This is a genomic window from Agathobaculum faecis, from assembly GCF_014287995.1.
GTDB classification, from domain to species: Bacteria; Bacillota; Clostridia; order Oscillospirales; family Butyricicoccaceae; genus Agathobaculum; species Agathobaculum ammoniilyticum.
Window position 1 is genome coordinate 36,297 of the sequence record NZ_JACOPL010000014.1, and the last position, 20,494, is coordinate 56,790.

General features: G+C 57.4%; 21 protein-coding genes. 18 read left to right on the top strand and 3 right to left on the bottom strand.

Going from position 1 to position 20,494, the window contains the following annotated elements; genetic code table 11:
• Positions 1-123: 123 nt before the first annotated feature.
• The 14 genes from purE to H8S45_RS12970 all read left to right on the top strand — a co-directional run bounded on the left by purE (position 124) and on the right by H8S45_RS12970 (position 14,785).
• Positions 124-615 carry a 5-(carboxyamino)imidazole ribonucleotide mutase gene (gene purE / locus H8S45_RS12905; RefSeq protein WP_054328063.1) on the top strand — a complete coding sequence of 164 codons (492 nt, stop codon included), beginning with the start codon at positions 124-126 and terminating at the stop codon, positions 613-615.
• 80 nt (positions 616-695) lie between these two features.
• Positions 696-1,406, top strand: a complete 711-nt coding sequence (purC, locus tag H8S45_RS12910; protein ID WP_054328062.1) for a phosphoribosylaminoimidazolesuccinocarboxamide synthase — start codon at positions 696-698, stop codon at positions 1,404-1,406.
• Positions 1,407-1,467: 61 nt separating this feature from the next.
• Entirely contained in the window at positions 1,468-2,889 is a 1,422-nt protein-coding gene (locus tag H8S45_RS12915) for an amidophosphoribosyltransferase (protein WP_107631834.1), read from the top strand.
• Positions 2,890-2,925: 36 nt separating this feature from the next.
• Positions 2,926-3,963 carry a phosphoribosylformylglycinamidine cyclo-ligase gene (purM, locus tag H8S45_RS12920; protein WP_054328061.1) on the top strand — a complete coding sequence of 346 codons (1,038 nt, stop codon included), beginning with the start codon at positions 2,926-2,928 and terminating at the stop codon, positions 3,961-3,963.
• A 64-nt stretch (positions 3,964-4,027) separates the two neighbouring features.
• Positions 4,028-4,651 carry a phosphoribosylglycinamide formyltransferase gene (gene purN / locus H8S45_RS12925; RefSeq protein WP_054328060.1) on the top strand — a complete coding sequence of 208 codons (624 nt, stop codon included), beginning with the start codon at positions 4,028-4,030 and terminating at the stop codon, positions 4,649-4,651.
• Positions 4,652-4,671: 20 nt separating this feature from the next.
• Entirely contained in the window at positions 4,672-5,385 is a 714-nt protein-coding gene (locus tag H8S45_RS12930; protein WP_054328059.1) for an IMP cyclohydrolase, read from the top strand.
• A gap of 10 nt (positions 5,386-5,395) precedes the next feature.
• Positions 5,396-6,571: a phosphoribosylaminoimidazolecarboxamide formyltransferase gene (locus H8S45_RS12935; protein WP_054328058.1), complete on the top strand. Its 1,176-nt coding sequence runs from the start codon at positions 5,396-5,398 to the stop codon at positions 6,569-6,571.
• A complete protein-coding gene (locus tag H8S45_RS12940) occupies positions 6,568-7,152 on the top strand; it encodes a hypothetical protein (protein ID WP_147574481.1) in 585 nt (194 codons plus the stop codon). Before H8S45_RS12935 ends, H8S45_RS12940 begins: the two co-directional genes overlap by 4 nt.
• On the top strand, positions 7,149-7,703 hold the full coding sequence (locus H8S45_RS12945) for a hypothetical protein (protein ID WP_107631836.1): 555 nt from the start codon (positions 7,149-7,151) through the stop codon (positions 7,701-7,703). Before H8S45_RS12940 ends, H8S45_RS12945 begins: the two co-directional genes overlap by 4 nt.
• A complete protein-coding gene (gene purD, locus H8S45_RS12950; RefSeq protein WP_054328055.1) occupies positions 7,700-8,950 on the top strand; it encodes a phosphoribosylamine--glycine ligase in 1,251 nt (416 codons plus the stop codon). The genes H8S45_RS12945 and purD overlap by 4 nt, the downstream gene beginning before the upstream one ends.
• 58 nt (positions 8,951-9,008) lie before the next feature.
• Positions 9,009-9,533 carry a hypothetical protein gene (locus H8S45_RS12955; protein ID WP_054328054.1) on the top strand — a complete coding sequence of 175 codons (525 nt, stop codon included), beginning with the start codon at positions 9,009-9,011 and terminating at the stop codon, positions 9,531-9,533.
• A gap of 487 nt (positions 9,534-10,020) precedes the next feature.
• Positions 10,021-10,578, top strand: coding sequence for an RNA polymerase sigma factor (locus H8S45_RS12960; protein WP_107631838.1), 558 nt, complete (start codon positions 10,021-10,023; stop codon positions 10,576-10,578).
• The gene (locus H8S45_RS12965; RefSeq protein WP_054328052.1) at positions 10,571-11,353 is read left to right on the top strand and encodes a hypothetical protein; all 783 of its coding nucleotides are present in this window, start codon (positions 10,571-10,573) and stop codon (positions 11,351-11,353) included. Before H8S45_RS12960 ends, H8S45_RS12965 begins: the two co-directional genes overlap by 8 nt.
• Positions 11,354-11,455: 102 nt before the next feature.
• The gene (locus H8S45_RS12970) at positions 11,456-14,785 is read left to right on the top strand and encodes an S-layer homology domain-containing protein (protein ID WP_186950171.1); all 3,330 of its coding nucleotides are present in this window, start codon (positions 11,456-11,458) and stop codon (positions 14,783-14,785) included.
• Positions 14,786-14,840: 55 nt separating this feature from the next.
• Here H8S45_RS12970 and H8S45_RS12975 read toward each other — a convergent pair whose 3' ends face one another.
• A complete protein-coding gene (locus H8S45_RS12975; RefSeq protein WP_054328049.1) occupies positions 14,841-15,068 on the bottom strand; it encodes a hypothetical protein in 228 nt (75 codons plus the stop codon).
• 83 nt (positions 15,069-15,151) lie between these two features.
• Between H8S45_RS12975 and rlmD the strand changes: the two genes are divergently transcribed.
• Positions 15,152-16,504 carry a 23S rRNA (uracil(1939)-C(5))-methyltransferase RlmD gene (gene rlmD, locus H8S45_RS12980; RefSeq protein ID WP_054328048.1) on the top strand — a complete coding sequence of 451 codons (1,353 nt, stop codon included), beginning with the start codon at positions 15,152-15,154 and terminating at the stop codon, positions 16,502-16,504.
• Positions 16,486-17,271 carry a hypothetical protein gene (locus H8S45_RS12985; RefSeq protein ID WP_147574475.1) on the top strand — a complete coding sequence of 262 codons (786 nt, stop codon included), beginning with the start codon at positions 16,486-16,488 and terminating at the stop codon, positions 17,269-17,271. The genes rlmD and H8S45_RS12985 overlap by 19 nt, the downstream gene beginning before the upstream one ends.
• 101 nt (positions 17,272-17,372) lie before the next feature.
• Here H8S45_RS12985 and H8S45_RS12990 read toward each other — a convergent pair whose 3' ends face one another.
• Both H8S45_RS12990 and H8S45_RS12995 read right to left on the bottom strand, forming a co-directional pair.
• The gene (locus H8S45_RS12990; RefSeq protein ID WP_054328045.1) at positions 17,373-17,801 is read right to left on the bottom strand and encodes an RNHCP domain-containing protein; all 429 of its coding nucleotides are present in this window, start codon (positions 17,799-17,801) and stop codon (positions 17,373-17,375) included.
• 377 nt (positions 17,802-18,178) lie between these two features.
• Positions 18,179-18,973 carry a ZIP family metal transporter gene (locus H8S45_RS12995; RefSeq protein WP_107631845.1) on the bottom strand — a complete coding sequence of 265 codons (795 nt, stop codon included), beginning with the start codon at positions 18,971-18,973 and terminating at the stop codon, positions 18,179-18,181.
• 334 nt (positions 18,974-19,307) lie between these two features.
• On the opposite strand from H8S45_RS12995, the gene H8S45_RS13000 reads away from it, so the two are divergent.
• Together H8S45_RS13000 and H8S45_RS13005 are read left to right on the top strand one after the other, a co-directional pair.
• Positions 19,308-19,685 (top strand): DUF3783 domain-containing protein, encoded by a 378-nt coding sequence (locus H8S45_RS13000; RefSeq protein ID WP_054328044.1) that lies wholly within the window; start codon positions 19,308-19,310, stop codon positions 19,683-19,685.
• On the top strand, positions 19,682-20,491 hold the full coding sequence (locus H8S45_RS13005; RefSeq protein ID WP_054328043.1) for a DNA-3-methyladenine glycosylase family protein: 810 nt from the start codon (positions 19,682-19,684) through the stop codon (positions 20,489-20,491). The genes H8S45_RS13000 and H8S45_RS13005 overlap by 4 nt, the downstream gene beginning before the upstream one ends.
• Positions 20,492-20,494 lie beyond the last annotated feature (3 nt).

The following is a 20,494-nucleotide window of genomic DNA, read 5'->3' on the forward strand; positions in this document are numbered from 1 at the left end:
CAGTTCTTCAATCTGGGTACCGGGCATTCGTGCATGCTTTCGGGCATCGGTGCAGCTAATTGAGCGCGTATATAGGACACGGGTCTATCCGTGTCCTCATTTGTTTTTGAGGAGGAATATGCGATGAAAAAGGTGCTCGTCGTCATGGGGTCGGACAGCGACCTGAAGGTTATGGAAAAATGCGTGGACCGGCTGAAATCGTTTGCCATACCGGCCGAGGTGCGGATCTGCTCCGCGCACCGCACGCCCGCGGCGGCGGAGCAGCTTGCGAAAAACGCGGCGGCAGAGGGCTTCGGCGTGATCATCGCAGCGGCGGGCAAGGCCGCGCATTTGGGCGGCGTGCTGGCAGCCTACACCACGCTGCCGGTCATCGGCGTGCCGATGGGAACCAGCGTGATGGGCGGCATGGACAGCTTGCTGTCCATGGTGCAGATGCCCAAGGGCATTCCGGTCGCGTGCGTGGCGATTGACGGCGCGGACAACGCAGCCATCCTAGCGGCGCAGATGCTCGCCCTGTCGGACGAAGCGCTTGCCGGAAAGCTGCGGCAGTTTAAGCAGGAAATGGCCGACGAGGTCATGGACAAGGATGAAAAGGTAAAGGCGCAGTTTGCGTAACCACCTGCGCGGACTGGGTAAAACCCAAAAACAAAGGTTTGTTTGTTTTTAAATTACACATATAAATGGAGGAAATGGACATGCAAAAGAAAGAGCAGATGTACGAAGGAAAGGCAAAGAAAGTGTTTGCGACCGACGACCCGAACCTGGTCATCGTCGATTACAAGGATGACGCGACCGCGTTCAACGGGGAGAAAAAGGGGACGATCGTCGGCAAGGGCGCGATCAACAACGTCATGTCCAACCACATGTTTCAGCTTCTGGAGCAGCAGGGGGTGCCGACCCATTTCGTCGAGCAGCTCTCTGAGCGCGAAACGGTTGTGAAAAAGGTTTCTATCGTACCGCTCGAGGTCATTATCCGCAACATTTCGGCCGGCTCCTTTGCCAAGCGCTACGGCGTGGAGGAGGGCATCGTGTTCGACGAGCCGACCGTCGAATTCTCCTATAAGAACGACGATCTGGGCGACCCGCTCATGAATGCGTACCACGCGATCGCATTGAAACTCGCCACCCGCGAGGAGATCGAGCAGATCAAGGGCATGGCGTTCAAGGTCAACGAGGTCATGAAGCAGTATTTCGATACGCTGAACGTACTCCTGGTCGATTTCAAGCTGGAGTTCGGCAAGACTGCGGACGGTAAAATCGTGCTGGCCGACGAGATCAGTCCGGACACCTGCCGCCTGTGGGACAAGACCACCAAGGAGAAGCTGGATAAGGACCGGTTCCGCCGCGACCTGGGCGGCGTCGAGGAAGCGTACCAGGAGATCATGAAGCGCGTGCTGGGCAAGTAACCGCCTGCGGGAACGCGCCTGATCGGGCAAACCCAAAACCGGAAAAAGATAAGGAGCAACTATGGGAGGATTTTTTGGCGCGGTCTGCAAGCAGGACTGCGTACTGGATATATTTTTCGGCGTGGACTATCATTCGCACCTGGGTACACGGCGGGGCGGCATGATCGTCTACGACAAGGAGGTCGGCTTTCAGCGCCAGATCCACAATATTGAAAATACCCCGTTCCGGACCAAATTTGAAAAGGATCTGCAGGATTTCCAGGGTTGCAGCGGCATCGGCTGCATCAGCGATACCGACCCGCAGCCGCTGCTCGTGCGGTCCCACCTTGGCCTGTACGCGCTGACCACGGTTGGTATCATCAACAACGCGGAGGAGCTGGTTTCCCGCTATTTTTCCGACCATGGCCATCAGTTCATGGCCATGAGTTCGGGCAAGGTCAACTCCACCGAGCTGGTTGCGGCGCTCATCAACCAGAAGGACGACCTGGTATCCGGCATCCTGCACGCGCAGGAGCTGATCGACGGCTCGCTCACCCTGCTCGCGCTGACGCGGGAGGGGATCATCGCCGCGCGCGACAGGCTGGGTCGCCTGCCGGTGCTGATTGGCAGAAGCGAGGACGGGCATTGCGTTTCGTTCGAGTCGTTCGCGTACCACAAGCTCGGCTATGAGGATGCCTATGAGCTTGGGCCGCGCGAGATCGTCAAGGTCACGGCGGATGGATTTGAAACGCTGTCGCCGGCCGGAAAGGAAATGAGAATATGCGCGTTCCTCTGGACGTATTATGGCTATCCCAATTCCAATTATGAGGGTGTCAACGTCGAGGTGATGCGCTACCGCAACGGTGAGATCATGGCGTGCGACGATAAAAAGCGCGGCTTGGCGGAAAATGTGGATTTTATTGCCGGCGTGCCGGATTCCGGCGTGCCGCATGCGATCGGCTACGCCAACGAATGCGGCAAACCGTTTGCGCGTCCGTTTGTCAAATATACCCCGACCTGGCCGCGCTCGTTCATGCCGGCCAACCAGAAGATCCGCAATCAGGTCGCCAAGATGAAGCAGATCCCAGTACCCGAGCTGATCGAGGGGAAAAAGCTGCTGTTCGTGGACGACTCGATTGTGCGCGGCACCCAGCTGCGTGAAACCGTTGAGTTCCTGTACGAATCCGGCGCAAAAGAGGTCCATATGCGGTCGGCCTGCCCGCCGATCATGTACGGCTGCAAATACCTGAATTTCTCCTCCAGTAATTCCGAGATGGAGTTGTTGGCCCGCCGCACCGTGCAGGAGCTGGAGGGCGATGAGGGGCAGAAGCACCTGGAGGAATACGCGGATGCGAATACCAAGCGCGGCCAGTGCATGCTCAAGACAATTTGCGAAAAATTTGGATTCAGTTCGCTCGGCTATCAGTCGCTTGACGGACTGCTGGAGGCCATCGGCCTGGACCACGATAAGGTCTGCACCTACTGCTGGAGCGGCAAAGAATAAGCCGCTCCCCATATTAAACGACGAAGGAGTATTACTATGAGTGAAAGCCGTTCTGAAAGCTACAAGGCTGCCGGCGTTGACGTGACTGCGGGCTATGAAGCGGTCAAGCTGATGAAGCCGATGGTCGAATCGACCTTTACCAAGGGCGTGATGGGTACGCTGGGCGGTTTTGGTGGCCTGTTCCGTCCGGATTTCAAGGGCATGGCCGACCCCATCCTGGTTTCCGGTACGGACGGTGTGGGTACCAAGCTCAAGCTGGCCTTCCTGATGGATAAGCACGACACGGTGGGCATCGACTGCGTGGCCATGTGCGTCAATGACATCGCGTGCTGCGGCGCACAGCCGTTGTTTTTCCTGGATTATATCGCGGTCGGTAAGAACCATCCGGCCAAGATCGCGCAGATGGTTTCCGGCATCGCGGAGGGTTGCCGCCAGGCGGGCTGCGCGCTGATCGGCGGCGAAACCGCGGAGATGCCCGGCTTTTATCCGGAGGACGAGTACGACATGGCAGGGTTCTCGGTCGGCATGGTGGATAAGGAGAAAATGATCGACGGGACGACGATCCGGCAGGGCGACGCGCTGGTCGGCGTGGCTTCCTCGGGCGTACACTCGAACGGCTATTCGCTCGTGCGCAAGACGCTCGGCATCAATGAAAAGTCCGTGCGCCGCTATATCGACGAGTTTGGTAAAACCCTGGGCGAGGAGCTGCTCACCCCGACCAAAATCTACGTCAAGGCGATCCAATCCCTGATGGGTAAGGTGGATGTCAAGGGCATCAGCCATATCACCGGCGGCGGCTTCTACGAAAACGTGCCGCGTATGCTGCCCGAAGGCATTTGCGCGAAGATCGAAAAAAGCGCCATGCCGGTGCCGCCGGTGTTCGGCCTGATTGCCAAAACGGGCGGCATACCGGAGCGCGATATGTACAACACGTTCAATATGGGCGCGGGGTTGGTGCTTTCGGTTGCCGCGGAGGACGCGTCGCGCGCGGTCGCCGCGATCTCGGCCGCGGGAGAAAAGGCGTATATCATCGGCGAGTGCGTGAACGGCGAGAAGGGCGTGGAACTCGTCTGACGCCGGCGCGGCTACGCAGAGTTTGATTCAATGCGCGCTGCGGCGCAGAAAATGGAGATCCAATATGATAAACATTGCAGTTTTGGTTTCTGGCGGCGGTACGAACCTGCAGGCGCTCATCGATGCGCAGCAGGCGGGCAAGATCGAAAACGGGCGCATCGCGTTTGTCGTCTCCTCCAATCCGGACGCGTTTGCGCTGGAACGGGCGGCGAAGGCCGGTATCCCCTCCGCGGTGCTGCGGCGCAGGGAGTTCGCTTCTCCCGACGCATACGGCGCTGCGCTGGACGCGCTGCTGCGCGAACGGGAGATCGGGCTGGTTGTGCTCGCAGGCTTTATGACCGTGCTCAGCGCGGACTTCTGCCGCCGTTATGAGAACCGCATCATCAATATCCATCCCTCGCTGATCCCCGCGTTCTGCGGGGAGGGCTTCTACGGCTTGCGCGTCCATGAAGCGGCTTTGGCAAAAGGGGTGAAGGTGACCGGCGCGACCGTGCATTTTGTATCTGAAGTGGTGGACGGAGGCGCGATTATCTCGCAGAAAGCGATTGAAGTGGAGGACGATGACACGCCGGAGACGCTGCAGAAGCGCGTGATGGTTCAGGCGGAATGGCAGCTGCTTCCGCAAGCCGTGTCCGATTTCTGCGCGGGCAGGCTGACCGTCGACGGCGCGGCCGTCAAGAGAAAGTAACAAAGGAGTGTGTTTGCGTTATGAGCAAAAATGTGTTCAATATCGCGGATGAGTTGGTGTCCAACACCTATCCGGGCCGCGGCATCATTTTCGGCCGTACAAAGGATAACAAAAGGAACGTTGCGGCCTATTTCATCATGGGCCGGTCGGAGAACAGCCGGAACCGCGTGTTTGTGGAAACCGAGGATGGAATCCGCACGGAAGCGTTTGACCCGTCCCGAATGACCGACCCCTCCCTGATTATTTATCATCCGGTCCGTGTCTGCGCGGGTAGGACGGTCGTGACCAACGGCGACCAGACGGATACGATCTGCGACTATCTGCGGCAGGGAAAAAGCTATATCGACGCCCTGCGCACCCGCCAGTTTGAGCCGGACGCGCCCAACTATACCTCCCGCATTTCCGGCGTGATCAACGAGGACGGCTCGTACAGCCTGTCTATTCTCAAAAACTTTACCTCCGACCGGACCTCGAACAAGCGCTTTTTCTATGAATATGACAAACCGGTGCCTGGGCTGGGCCATTTTATCCATACCTACCTGTGCGACGGCGACCCGCTGCTCCCGTTCCGCGGCGAGCCGAAATGCGTCCGCATCGAGCTGCCGCTGCAGGAGTTCGCGGACATGATGTGGGACAGCCTGAACGAACAGAACAAGATTTCGCTCTTCGTGCGGTATATCGACCTGGAAACGGGTAAATACGAGCAGGTCATCAAAAACAAGCATGTGAAATGAGGGGAAACGAATGAAAGAACTGGCATTGAAATACGGCTGCAACCCCAACCAGAAGCCCGCGCGCATTTTTATGACCGAGGGCGAGCTGCCGATCGAGGTCCTGAACGGCAAGCCGGGGTATATCAATTTCTGCGACGCGTTCAACGCGTGGCAGCTGGTCAAGGCGTTGAAAAAGGCGACCGGCCTGCCGGCCGCGGCCTCCTTCAAGCATGTTTCGCCTGCGGGCGCGGCGCTGGGTAAGCCGCTGACCGACGTGGAAAAGCAGATCTATTTCGTGGAGGCTGACCACGAACTGTCGCCGATCGCATGCGCCTACATCCGCGCGCGCGGCGCGGACCGCCTGTGCTCCTACGGCGACTGGGCGGCGCTGTCGGATACCTGTGATGCGGATACCGCAGCTTATCTCGCGCGGGAGGTATCGGACGGTATTATCGCGCCGGACTACACTGCCGAGGCGCTTGAGATCCTCAAGACCAAGCGCAAGGGCGGCTACAATGTGGTTAAGATCGATCCGGACTATGCGCCGAAGCCGGTTGAGCAGCGCGATATCTTCGGCATCCGCTTTGAGCAGGGCTATAACGATTATGAGATCAATGAAAGCCTGCTCACCAATATCGTGACCGAGCAGAAGGAGCTGCCGGAAAGCGCCAGGCATGATATGATCCTCGCGCTGATCACGCTTAAGTATACGCAGTCCAATTCCGTGTGCTATGTGAAGGACGGTATGACCATCGGCGTGGGCGCGGGCCAGCAGAGTCGCATCCACTGCACGCGCCTTGCGGGCAATAAGGCGGATAACTGGTTCCTGCGCCAGCATCCCAAGGTGCTGGGCCTGCAGTTCAAGGAAGGTATCCGCCGTCCGGACCGCGACAACGCGATCGACGTATATATTTCGGACGAATACGAGGATGTGCTGGCGGAGGGCGTTTGGCAGAATACATTCGCGGTCAGGCCGGAGCCGCTCACCCGTGAGGAGCGCCTGGCCTGGATCAAGGGCAATGCCGGCGTCACGGTCGGTTCCGACGCATTTTTCCCGTTTGGGGATAATGTAGAGCGCGCGCGCAAGTCAGGCGTGCAGTATATCGTCCAGCCGGGCGGCTCGATCCGCGATGATAACGTGATTGAAACCGCGAACAAATATGGTATTGTGATGGCGTTCACCGGCATGCGCCTGTTCCATCATTGAGCCGGAGCAACGCTTCCGGTGCGGCGGTCTGGACGCTGGCTGCCTTTGCCGCGCAGATAGTGGCGTCCCTGTTCCTCAATGGGACGCTCCGGCCGGTCGGTATGCTGCTGATGGCGCTGTGCTATCTGATGAACGCATTTGCGGCATTCTGGCTGCGTTGCTGGGTCGCTTTGGGCGCGTCAGCGGTGGGTGCTCTGCTCACGGTGACGGTACCGAACGGTACGGATCCCGCATGGGTCGGCAATATGGCGGTCAACCTGCTGTTCCTGCTGTTCTACCTGCCGATGGAGCGCGATTTTGACCGCCGGCTGCGCGCAGCCGACGCCTCTGAGCAGACGCTGCGCCTGGGCCGCACCTGGGCGATGGCGACGCTTGTGCAGCGCGGCGCGTCCATGATGGGCTTTCTGCCGTATTTCGAAGGGCAGGCCGAGCTTTCGGTCCAGCAGGGCGCGTATACCGTGCTGTTCTGCGTGCAGATGGGGCTGGAGGTTGTGGCGCTGCTTGCGGCGGTGGTTTCCTATGCTTGGATGGTGCGGTATTTGTGGCGCGCGAAAACGCTGCTTGCGGAGGATAAAGTATGAATGTTCTCAAAAGCTATTACGCCTATCTGGGGATCGCGGCCGGCATTGTGATCAAGCTGGCGATGCTGGGCAGCACGGCACTGGCGGGCAACTGGATGCTGGAGCTGGTGGCGTATGCCGTGATCTCGGCGGGCGCGCTTTCCCAACAACAGGCGTCTCCGTGGTTCCGGCGGGCGAGTATCACAGCGGATGTGCTGATCGGCTTTACGGTGGTCTGCGGGCCAGCGGTCCTGCCGCCGTATTGGGGGAATATCCTGGAGTATGCTTCGCTTGTGCCGCTTATTCTGCTCGGCTGCATGCTGCTGCTTGCGGCGGCGGACCAGATGCGCGCGGCGGGGCGGCAGGTCGTTCTGGAATGGGTGCTGGTGGCTGTATGGAGCACAGGGTATATCCTGTGGCTTGTCATGGCGTTCGACTGGCTGGAGGAGCCGGTGGTCGCGCAGGGGATCCGGATCGCCAGCATGCTGCTGCCGTTGGCCCATGTCGCCCTACTGGTGGATATGTTCCGCGCCCAGCAGCAATACATCCGTATGGAGGTAGATAAATCATGAAAGTTTTGGTAATCGGCGGCGGCGGCCGTGAGCACGCGATCGTCCACGCTTTGAAAAAAAGCCCCAAGGTAGATCATATCTGGTGCGCGCCGGGCAACGGCGGCATCGCGCAGGAAGCGGAATGCGTGGAGATCAAGGCGACCGATATCGACGGTGTCGTTGCGTTTGCAAAGGCACAGCGGCCGGATCTGGTGATGGTCGCGCCGGATGATCCGCTGGCGCTGGGCATGGTGGATGCGCTCGAAGAAGCGGGCATCCGCGCGTTCGGCCCGCGGAAAAACGCGGCAGTTATTGAGGGGAGCAAATCATTCGCCAAGGAATTGATGAAGAAATACGGCATCCCCACCGCGTCCTATGCGGTATTTGAGGATTCCACCGCCGCGATCGACTACATCAGGCGGAACGGCGCTCCGATTGTGGTCAAGGCGGACGGCCTGGCGCTGGGCAAAGGAGTAACGGTGGCAATGACAGAGGAAGAAGCGGTTGCTGCGGTCAGGGACGCGATCGACGGGCATGCGTTCGGCGGCGCGGGCGCGCGCGTGGTGATCGAGGAATACCTGACCGGTCCCGAAGTTAGTGTGCTGGCGTTTGTGGACGGGAAGCACCTGAAAACCATGCCGTCCGCGCAGGACCATAAGCGCGCCTACGACGGTGACGCGGGACCGAACACCGGCGGCATGGGGGCGTTTTCCCCTTCCCGTTTTTATACGGAGGAGATCGCGGCCGTTTGTATGGAAACGATCTTCCAGCCGACGGTCGCGGCGATGGCCAAGGAAGGGCGGCCGTTCAAGGGCGTGCTGTATTTCGGCCTGATGCTGACGCCCAAGGGGCCGAAGGTGATCGAGTATAACGCACGGTTTGGCGATCCGGAAACGCAAGCCGTGCTTTCGCGGCTGGAAACCGATCTGTTCGATATTTTCAATGCAGTGATCGACGAAAAACTGGATGAAATCGAGATCCATTGGGCCGACAACGCTGCGTGTTGCGTTTGCATGGCGTCCGGCGGATACCCCAAGGCGTATGAAAAGGGCAAGGAGATTACCGGCCTTGCGGATGTGAAGGATTCGTTCGTGTTCCACGCGGGTACGGCGGTCAGGGGTGGTACATTCGTCACCAGCGGCGGGCGTGTGCTGGGCGTGACCGCGGTCGCCCCCACGCTGGAGGAAGCAATCCGCAAAGCGTATGCGGATGTGGAAAAAATCCATTTTGAGGCGGCGCATTACCGCAGGGACATCGGCGTTAAATAAGCGATGCACGGCGCGGCAGGGAGTCCGCGCCGTGTTCCATAAGGAGAGATATCGGAATATGAAAATAGAGCAACAGGAACAGATATTGGGCTGTATGTCCGATGTGCTGAATCAGAACGGGTTCCGCGCGGAGGTAATGCGGCAGGAGGGCGCGCCGACGCTGCTGCGGTGCGAGGCTATGCGTCAGGGCAAAGTGGCCAAGGACGTTGTGATAGAATGCTGCTTTATCCCGATGCAGCTTCCGGCGGAGGATATGGGGCTGCTACAGTTTTTCGTCACACTGTTCCAGGGCGCGCCGGATACGCATGAGACGCAGCTTCGCAAGGCGTGCGTCTACTGCAACGATTTCTGCGCGCTGGGTGCGTTCGGCTTTTTTGAGCAGGCGGGGCAGATCTACCTGAAGCACAATACCTTAGTGGATGGCTCGCTGGAGCTGGAAAAGATCATCCCGTTTATTGCGGATAATATTTCCGTGCTGCTGGCAGCGGTCACGCGGTTCATCGACGGGCTAGCCCAGATCGCTTACGCAGGTATGACGCTTGACGCGGTGATCGATCAGGAGCTGTTCCCCAAGCTGGGCTGAAACGGCTGCCGCAAAACATCGGATAAACGCGGAGAAACCGCGCGAAAAGAGAACCACAAAGCAAAAGCAGCCGGAAAGGCTGCTTTTTATTTGCGCACGGTTTGACGCTGAAAACGTAGAATAGAGATGTTTTTTGCGAATATCGGTCTTGTTTTTATAAAAATGAATAAATAGTCTTTTTAGAGTGCCGATATGATGCACGATAGAAAGCGGGAGCCGTGAAAAATATCCGCGCAGCGGGTGGCAGGGACTTTCCTCCGCGTCTGATTTCGGGTATAGTATAGTCATATCAGGGAAAGGGGCCGCGCCGCACGGCCAGCGACCTGGCTCGCGTTTTTTTTTGAACCAAACGGCAGGAGGCCGGCTCTTATTGACAGGTGTACCAAAACAGGCGGCGCATAAACTTAAAAAAATTTTTTGAACCGATTGCCGTTTTCGGTGCTCTTATTATCAGGTACACCGAAAACGGAGAAAGGACATTGCAAACATGACCGATGAAGAACTGGTTCGCCGGATGCAGCGGGGCGATATGCAGGCGTTTGACGAGTTGTATGCGCGCTATAAAAACGACGCCTACCGCGTCGCATGCCTGATTACGGGAAACCGTGCGGACGGTGAAGATTTGACGCAGGAGGCGTTCGTCATCTGCGCGCGGTCGATCGGATCGCTGAAAGACGGTGCGAAATTCCGACCGTGGCTGCTGAAAACGCTGTCGCGGGCAGCGTGGAAGTACTGCCGGAAAACCAAACGCGAGACACCGGTCGCGGAATTCTTTGAAACCGGAGAGGCGGAAAGCGCGCTGTCCGCCGTACTCCGCACCGACGAGCAGCGGCGGCTGTATGAAGCGCTGTATGCGCTGGATGAAAAGCGGCGCGTCGTGACGATTCTGTATTACTTTGACGACCTTCCGGTTAAGGAGATCGCATGCACGCTGGGCGTGACCGAAGGTACGGTAAAATCCCGCCTGTTTTCCGCCCGCCGCCATCTGCGGCAGGCGCTGACCGCAAAAGAGGGAAAGCCAAAGGAGGCTGCAACAAATGGATGAAATGAAGATGGACCGCACGATCAGAGAGACGATGAAGCAGTGTGCAGAGGGGCTGGAAGCGCCCGACAAGCTGAAGACACGGATTGATTTTGCGCTGAAGAGCGGAGCGCCCGCAGAACTGCGCCGCCGGCCCAAATGGGGCAAGCGTCTGGCAGCGGTATGCCTGGTGGCAGCAGTTGCCGTGACCGGCGCGGTCGCGGGCAGCGGCGTTGTAAGCTGGGGATCGAGTACCCGACTGGATAAGAACTGGACAGATTTCGAAAAAACAGCCGCCTATGTGCAGGAAAATATAGCGGGAGCGAAATATGTTGAGTCATTCTCGAATGGCTTCGTCTTTGAAAAGGGTAACGAGAGCACGACCGATAAACGGGACGAAAACAACCATACTCTGGGTTCATTTACCGGTATTCAGCTCGATTATGAGCAGGATGGCGTAAAATTGACATTGGCTTTTGATCCGGTGCAGGAGGAAGGCGAGTATACCTCTCCCTACGATACGGTACGCACGGTGGCGGGTACCGAGGTACACTACCGCGAGATGAAGGGCATTTATTTGCCGGCTGATGGCAACAGCCAGCCCACGGCGGAGGAACAGGCGGCATTCGATCGCGGCGAGATCAATATTGCTTACGGTTCGGACGAGCGTGAGGAAAAGGTGTTTTACCGCGTATCGTGGATCGAGGGTGACATCGCTTATTCGATCTATACCTTTGACCCGGGCAGCCTGACGATGGATGATTTCTTCCAGATGGCGCAGGAGGTCATTGAGGCGTAAAAAAACAGGCAAACCGCTGTTGACAAGTCGGCAGCGGTTTGTTAATATATAGCTGTACTATTACATACAGTACAGATAATACACGAGGGTGAGGTGTATCCCATGAAAAAACGGTTGGCGGCATTCGCAACAGTGCTTGCGCTCCTGCTGCCGCTCGTGCCGGCGGAGGCGGCCGCGGCGGGCAGATACGGGCAGCACGGGTTTACCGAGGTAAAAACGCAGGGTACAGGCGAAGGAACATACCATCTGCTCCGGCATACGGATACGGGCGCACAGGTCGTCTGGCTGGAAAACGGCAGCGAAACGCGCGAGTTCGCGATCGGCTTCCGAACCCCGCCGGAGGACAGCAAGGGCGCGAACCATGTTCTGGAGCATTCCCTGCTCAACGGAAGCGAGCAATATCCTCTCAATGACCTGATGCATATTCTGCGCAACAGCTCGGTCGCGCAGGAACTGAACGCGTATACGAGCGAGGATTATACCACCTATGTTTTCCGCACCGAGGCGGAGCAAGACTTTTATAATCTCGCGGATATTTATACGACGTGTGTGCTGTTCCCGCTGCTGCGCAGCGAGCCGAATATTTTCAAGCAGCAGGGTATCCGCATCGAATATTCGGACGGAAAAGCGCGATATAACGGTATTGTGTACAGCGAGCTGCGGCTGAAAAGCCTGGATACAGACCAGAATTCGCTAGATTTTGTATCCGATAAGCTGTATGAAAACCTCTATGGCGACTCCCCAGCAACATTTGATTCCGGCGGCGCGATACCGGAGCTGCTTGACCTGACCTATGAGGACGTCATGTGGGTATACGACACCTATTACCGCCCATCCAATATGCTGGTATATACGGCGGGAAAGCAGGATATCGGTAAAACGCTCAAAATGCTGGATGGATATTTGAATAAAACAGACAAAGGTGAAACGCCGGCTGTGACCATCCAAGCACAGCCGATCGCGCAAGCGCAGATCGTACAGGAGTATAATGTGACCGGTTCCACGCAGACGGTGGACATCGGCTTTATGGCGCATGGGCCGAGCATCCTGGATACAGGGAAGATGGAGGCCTGGGGCGCGATGCTGACCTGTCTGCAGCGGCAGCTTGGCGAGGCGTTCCCCGAGGCGCTGCCCTATACGGTGGGCGGCAATGCGGGCGGCATCTACAATGTCGGCGTGATACTGTCCGAGGTGCCGGTGGAGCAAAAGGATGAGGTGGTTTCGGTATTCCAAAAGCTGCTGGAGGATGCGGCGCAAAACGGCTTCCCAACCGCGTTACTGGACGAAGTGCTTGACCAGCAGCAGAAAGCGCAGCAGTTTGCACGGGAAGAGGTGTTTATGGGCTTCACCTATGCGGGGGACCCCTTCGCTTGCATCGACCGATCGGACGTTATTGCGGATTTGCGACAGGATATGTCATATTTTAAGTCGCTTGCGGCAGAATGGAGGGACAGCAAGTTCCAAACAATCGTCATCTCCGGCAATGGCGCGGCTAAGTACTCCATCCCCGAACCGCGGTTGGACGCGGCCGGATTGGAGCAGGTGAAGCGGGACACCGAGGCGTTTAATGCTTGGCTGGACCAGCCGGATGATCCAGCGGTACTCGCCAAACTTCCCACACTCGACCTGAACGCCTTTTCAGAGGACCCGTTTTCCATGGAACAGACGAGCCAAACCACGGATGGCGTGACCTGGTATTTCAATGAGGCGACGGATACGGAAGCGCCGGCATTTTCTCTTTATTTCCCAATCGAACTTCGGCAGGAGGAAGCCTCCGTATGGTGCCTGCTGTGCGAATATCTGAACGATCAGTTCGAGGAGGCAGGGCTGTCCCTTTATACTGGAATGTCTTCGGGCGAACGGTATGACGCACCGGATACGCTTCAGCCTGCATTCGCCCTCGGTGGCGGTGTGGAAGCCGGAAAGGCCGCGGATGCGGTACAGGCGGCGGCAGAGCTGCTGCGTGGGCAGCCGTTAGCGGATGCGGCTGCGTTACGTACCTTTCTGACCGAACGGAGAGACAGCCTGCGCGCACAATATCGGGATCCGTATTACTATGAATACAGCATGATGCTGCAATCCAGCACCCAAGCAAACCGCTTCATGGACCGCGTTCCGGCGGGGTTTGTCGGCTCGTCTATGTCTTATAAGGCGTTTATTGAGGAAGCGGCGGCAAACGAGGGCGGGGACGCCGCGCTGCTCGAACAGATGCGCACCCTGCTGGAGCGTGTACTTCAGCGCACAGGGGTGGTCGCGGAGTTTACCGGAAGCCGCGCGGATTTTGAAGCGTTCCGGCGCGCGGCTGCGGCATTTGTCGCGGCGCTGCCCGCGGGAACAGGCATAGCCTCCTGCGAATGGATTTCCGGCGGATGGCCGAGCGCGCTTGTGGTATCCTCAAACACGCAGGACGCCAACCATGTCATGCTGACCGGCCAGTTCCGCACGCCGCCGGAAAATATGGCGGTTTACGATGTGCTGGGGCCGCTGCTGACTGCGAAATACATGCTGCCGGAGCTGCGCGACAAGCGCGGCGCCTATGGCGCGAGCCTGCTGTTCGATGCAAACGGCGTTACCATGGTTTCGTCAGGCGGCGTGAGCGTGGACGAGGCGGTGGCGGTGTTCCGCGGGGCGGCGGATTACCTGCGGTCGATGCAGCTTGCGCCGAGCGAGCTGGCGGGCTTTCAGGTAAATGCGGTCAACACCTTTGACATGGACGCGGAATGGTCGCGGGCAAGCGGCTTGGGCCTGGCACGGTCCGGACACACCCAGGCGGATTATGCGGCGGAACGCGCGGCGATCCTTTCCCTGACCGAGGACGACCTGAAGGCCTGCGCGGATGAGCTGGAAGCCATGGTCGCACAGAACCGCGTATTTGCGCAGACGACCAGGGCGGCGGGAAAAAACGTACAGTTTCCGTTTGCCGCGCGGGTGGATGCGGCCACAGGCAAGGTCACGCCGCTGCTCAAGACGAATATCCCAAGGTCGGATGATACGGCGCCGGTCACGCGCGGGGAGGCGGCGGTGCTGCTGGCGGACAGCCTGACCGATCAGACTGCGGTGGAGCAGCCCGAGCTGGCGCGGTTTGCAGATGTAAGCCCAGACAGTGCGCACGCGGCTGCGCTGGCGCGGCTGCACGACCGCGGCCTGCTGAACGGCTATGCGGATGGCAGCTATCAGCCGGACGCGCTCCTTACCCGCGCGGAATTCTGCGTGATCGCTTCCACGCTGTCCGACAGCGATTCCACAGCAGGGGCGCCCGTGTTTACCGATGTATATCAAGGCTATTGGGCGCAGGCGGCGATTGAAAAAATGGCGGCGCAAAACATCCTTCAAGGGGATGGGGACGGCCGTTTCCGGCCGGAGGAGCCGATCACCGCGCAGGAGATCACCTTGATTTTGCAGCGCCTTTCTGCGATGAATCAGGGAGAATAAGAGGAAAAACAGAACAAAAAGCAGAAAAGCGTCCGTATGGACGCTTTTCTGCTTTTTAAAACCGCTCGCAGTAGCCCTCGCCGCCGTTGGCCAAGGACTTGAGCGCCTGCTCGGACCGCTCGTTCGGGTCGTCCGCAATGGAAACCGCGTCGGTCAGCGTCTCCTGCGTTTCCCGCGGCAGATCGAAGAACCGCTCCATCGCGCGGGTGTTGTGTCCCATCTCATTGAGGAAAGAAAAGGGGATATCCGCGGAGACGCGCTTTTTCTTTTCATTTCGTTCCATTCGTACCGCTCCTTTCGATTGCAGTATGTGCCGGAAGCATGATATAATACGGATACAAACCGGAAAAAGGAGCGCCGTGAGGAATGGAGCTTATTAAAAATAAAATTTATCGCTGCCAGATCAGCGATTATACCGCGGATGGCACGGGGTTCGCCAAAATCGGGGGACGCGCGGTGTTTGTCCCGCGCACCGCCGTGGGCGACCAGTGTGACGTGCGGCTTGTCAAGGTGACGAAAAACGTTGCGTTTGGCCGTGTGGAAAAGCTGGTTGCGCCTTCCGGCACGCGCATAGAACCTGCCTGTCCGGCGGCGGGACGGTGCGGGGGCTGCTGTTACCAGCACATCACCTACGAGGAGGAGCTGCGTGCGAAGGGGAAAAAGGTGCGCGACGCGCTGACTCGTATCGGCGGGCAGGACGGAAGCAAGCTGCTTGGCATTACCGGCGCGCCCGCTACCGTGCATTACCGGAACAAGGCGCAGTATCCGGTCGGACGGGATAAGGAGGGCGGTATCGTCACCGGCTTTTATCGGTCGCGCAGCCACGAAATCGTGCCGGTCGAGCGCTGCCTGATCCAGTCGGAAACAGCCGACCGCATTGCTGCGGTTGTACGCTCCTGGATGCAGGAGTTTGACGTGCCGCCGTATGATTACGGTGCAAACCGCGGTGCGGTGCGGCATATTTACGTCCGTGTAGGCGAAAAGAGCGGCGAGAGCCAGTTGACACTGATTACGGCGACACGCAAGATGCCCGCGCTGGAGGTACTCGTGAGCCGCCTGCGTGAAAGCGAGCCGGCGCTGACCGGTATTTTGCTTAACCACAACCAGCGCGGCGACAACGTAATACTCGGCGACCGGACCGATGTGCTGTGGGGGGAGGCCATGTTGGAGGACCGGCTTTGCGGACACTCCTTCCTGCTTTCGCCCGAGGCGTTTTATCAGGTTAACCATGCCCAGGCCGAGCGTCTGTACGCGTGTGCGGCGGACTTTGCGGGGTTGATGGGAGAGGAAACCGTGCTGGACCTGTACTGTGGCGCGGGGACGATCACGCTGACGCTGGCGGAACGGGCGAAAACCGTGATCGGTGTGGAGATCGTGCCGGAAGCGGTGGAGAATGCCAAAAGGAACGCGGCGCGGAACGGAATGGAAAACGTGGAATTCCTGTGTGCGGACGCAGGGCAGGCGGCGCGGCAGCTTGCCGGACGCGGCATCGATGTGCTGGTTGTCGACCCGCCTCGAAAGGGCTTGGACGAAGTAGCGCGAGACGCGATCCTGAAGATGCTGCCGCCGCGTGTGGTGTATGTATCCTGCGATCCGGCCACGCTCGCCCGCGACGTTGCGGAGCTGTGCGGCGCAGGTTATTGGCTGGAAAGGGCGCAGGCGTTTGACATGTTCCCGAGGACGAGCCATGTGGAGACGGTATGCCTGCTGCAACGATGAAAACGGAAAGAGGGGCTTTCGCTTTGCACCAAAAGGGAAAAGCTATGAAAGTTTATTTTGACAAAGAAGGGCTGATAGAAAGCCTAGAATTTTATCGTGATAACAATGCACGATATTTTTTGTTTTTTAGTGTCAGTTCGGTATATCCTTTTGTCAAATATGAAGAAGAACTGGCAGAAATAAATGATTACTGCCTGTTTGTATTATGCCAGCTTGAGAACAAATTAAAGGCGCTGATTGCTGAGTCGGAAGGCCGGTTTGAATTGGTAAAGGGTTACCGGCGCCAAAGGGAATACACGGTGGAAGAACTGGACGTTTTTTTTGATCCGGCATATATGTTTTCGCCAGTGACTACTTGGGAAAATCTTTCCCACGATATTAACAAAAATACAATGCTGCTGTTGCTTCTTTCATATTTGGAGTCCTCGCTCAATGAAATTGCACAATGGTTTTGTGAGGTATGTTCGATTCCTTTGGGAAAGAAACAGAAAGGAACCAACGAAATTGCGTTTTATATTCAAAAAATAGGCGAGTGTTGTCAGTGCGATTTAACAGAAACGCTGCAGAAGGAATTGTTGTATTTGGGCAGAGTAAGAAAAATAAGAAATCGGTTTGTTCATAAAGCGTGGGAGCAGGAGGAGGAGCAATACGATCAGTTTTATCTGTGTGACGTATTTCGAGTCGTGTCGATGATTTTTACCCAAATAGAAAGGGCGGCGTGCCATAAAGGAATCATTGAGGAAGACCAACTGTTCTCCAAAGGATAGAAATTTGTCCGTGTTGGAGCAGGAAAGGCATATTGTCTTCCAGAGAAAAGCCCGAGACGCGCAGAAATCAGAAAAGGCATGGCTTCGCCATGCCTTTTCCGTTATCCATTTAAGCAGCCGTTGCCGCCCATAAGAGCAGTCATCTCCTCGATTCGCTCCAGCGGGAACGGTGGTTCACACAATGGCTTCATGGCAATCGACATCAACTTCATCGGATTGTCATCCGCAGCCACCCGGTTGGAATGGAGCGTGCCACACCGGCGGCAGCGATGGATAACCGCCCATTCCCTGTTTTTGCGCACCCACACTGCGACGGGGTCCATGACGCCGCCGCAGTCTGCGGTACGGTCGCCGGGTTCATCGTCCAGATGCAAGCTTGACAGGCAGTTCGGACAATGGTTGCGGTGACCGCTGCCTGCGCCGACGGAGACGACCGGCCGCCCGCATACGCGGCAGGTAAAGCTTTCGGCACAGGGATGGGTTTTATAATAACCCTTTTCATACATTTTTCGTTTGTTTTCTCGGTTCATGGTTTGTTTGTCCTTTGTTATAAAATGATGGTTTCGCTTTTAGGACAACAAAAAATGGCCCGGGACGACGGGCCATTAAACTGTTCTGCTGAATAGATGGGGACGACAACATGCAGCCGCCGAAAAACGGCGGCAACGAAAAGGTTGCCCAATGAAAGGCAGGCCCGACTCTGTATCCGTAAAATCAGCACAGCAAAAAGCCCATCGTCTTGCGATGAGGAATTTTTGTCATCCTGTTATTTACGGATAGCCGACATCAAGCCACCACCTCTACTTTAATATTCTATCATAAGTATAGCATAAACAAAGCCGTTCCGCAAGGTTTTTTGCGGCGCCTGCTTAGCAGGTTGGGGAGCGCTTGCAGAATCCTATGTAGGTCATCCGAGCGCAACGTCAAGGATCATCATTACCAGAAAGCCAGCCATTACACCAAGTGTTCCAGGGTGGGAATGCTCTCCAAGGTGTGCTTCCGGGATCAGTTCCTCGACTACAACATACAGCATCGCGCCCGCGGCTGCGGAGAGCAGCCAGGGCATGAAAGGCGTAAGCTGCGCTGCAGCCAAAACCACCAGCACGCCGAAAATCGGTTCCACTACACCGGACAGCGCGCCGTAGAGAAAAGCGCGCGGGCGCGACAGCCCCTCTTGCTGCAATGGCAGAGACACCGCCGCGCCCTCGGGAAAGTTTTGGATGCCAATGCCGAGCGCCAGCGCACCGGCGGCCGCGATCAGGCCGGCCTCTCCGTTGTGCTGTGCCGCGCGGGCGAACGACAGGCCGACCGCCATACCCTCCGGTATGTTATGCAGCGTTACGGCGAGCACGAGCAGCGTGGTGCGCCGGAAAGAGGAGGGCAGCCCCTCGGCTCGGACGGCACCGCTGTGCAGATGCGGGAGCAGGCCGTCCAGCGCGAGCATGAGCAGAATGCCGAGGATAAAGCCGCCGGCGGCAGGGATCCAGCCGATCCCGCCAGCCGCCTCGGCCTCTTCAATAGCGGGGATCAGCAGGCTCCAAACCGAAGCCGCGATCATGACGCCAGCCGCAAAGCCGAGGAAAATACGCTGCAGCAACGCGCTCGATTTGCGGCGCAGGAAAAATACCATAGCGGCCCCCAGCGAGGTCATCGCAAAAGTAAAACCAGTGCCGGCCGCCGCCCAAACCAATGCTTGTATCATAAAAAGGCCTCCTTTCCGGATGGAAGTATGATAAAAAGTCCGTTCTGATAATAGAAAAGTTTATTGACAATTATAGTTAGCGAAAACCAACTACAATTATAGATATCCATGCCAAGACTGTCAAGGCAATGTCTGCCGCCTGAATATGGAGCGAATGCGTATACTTCATTATACATGCTTCGCGCACCCGCCGCAAGAGGGAGATATAGGGGATGGCGGGCATATTGGCGGAAAGGCGTCGCGGCTGCAGGGTCGTGCGGCAGGCGCCTTTTCCTTGCTGGTTTGCCGGTCGCTGTGGTATAATAAAAATAAATGCTATAAGGAGGAACCGAATATGCCGGTGTCACGGGAAAACGTTTTATATTTTGATCCCAACAGCGGGGAACAGGCCGCTGTTTTGAAATCCATCCTGGTACGGATGGGGGTGCGTATTCGAAATGTCGCGCCGGAGGCAGCAGGACAGACGATTGGCTGTCTGCTTGGCCGCAAGGGGTTCGATGCGCGCGAAGCGCCGGAGACGCCGGCGCTGGCTGAGCCCGTGCTGGTGCTGGATGGTTTTACGGATAAGCGTCTGGAGATCCTGCTGCGTGAAATGAAAAAGAACGGCGTATCCATCCCGTATAAAGCGGTCGTGACAGAGACGAATCTGGGCTGGCTGTTCCACCAACTGTATGACGAGCTGGCGGCGGAGCATGAGGCGATGAGCAAATGATCGAACGCGAGATAGCAGACTTTGATTTGGAGCAGATCGCTCGGTCGGGACAATGCTTCCGCTTTCGGGAGCTGGGGGAAAAAAGGTACTCGGTCGTTGCGGGAGGGAAGTATATCGAAGTCTGCCAGGAAGGGCGGCTGGTGCGGTTCGATTGTTCGGAGGAAACATTCGAGTCGGTCTGGCGAGGATATTTTGACCTGGATGCGGACTATGGCAGGTATAAGCGGGCGGTCGCTAAGCGGGACCAATACCTACAGCGTGCGGTTGCGGCGGGATGCGGGCTGCGCATCCTACGGCAGGAGCTGTGGGAGACCATCGTGTGCTTTATCATATCCCAACAGAACAATATCGGGCGCATCACGAAATGCGTCGAAAATTTATGTTCCCTTTTTGGGGAAATCTGCTATAATAGGAGTGGACAGGTATACAATGCTTTCCCGACGGTCGAACGCCTTGCCGCCTGCACGCTGGAGGAGTTTGCGCCCATCCGTCTGGGCTATCGGGCGAGATACATACTGTCCGCCGCACGGCAGGTTGTATCGGGCGAAGTAGACCTGGAGGCTGTCCGGCATATGGACTATGCCCATGCCCGCACCGAGCTGATGCGACTGTCCGGAGTGGGGCGCAAGGTAGCGGAATGTATTTGCCTGTTTGCGCTGCATCATATCGATGCGTTCCCAATCGATACGCATATCCGGCAGGTATTGGATGCCCACTATCCCAAGGGCTTCCCGTTAAAGCGCTATCGGGGATTTGCGGGCGTTATGCAGCAGTATGCATTTTATTATGAACTTGTGACAAACTGAAGC